The following is a 216-nucleotide window of genomic DNA, read 5'->3' on the forward strand; positions in this document are numbered from 1 at the left end:
CCACACCGGCCGCGTGCACGACCGCGTCGACCCGACCGACCACGGCCAGCAACGCCTCCACCGCGGACCGGTCCGCCAGATCACACGCATGGATCTCCGCCATCGGCAGCTCCGCCAACAACTCCGCCGCCCCCGGCGCCTGAGATCCACGCCGGGAGAGCAGCACCAGCCGCTCCGCACCGTTCGCCGCCGCCCACCGCGCCACCTCGACGCCCA

1 protein-coding gene is annotated in these 216 nt (G+C 74.5%); it reads right to left on the bottom strand.

What is annotated here, in order from left to right:
- Nucleotides 1-216: KR domain-containing protein (locus tag PUR61_RS33985; protein WP_329883376.1), on the bottom strand; the 216-nt coding region annotated here is incomplete at both ends.

Origin of the sequence: Streptomyces sp. BE20 (assembly GCF_036322525.1) — a bacterium.
In the GTDB taxonomy this organism is placed as follows: Bacteria; Actinomycetota; Actinomycetes; order Streptomycetales; family Streptomycetaceae; genus Kitasatospora.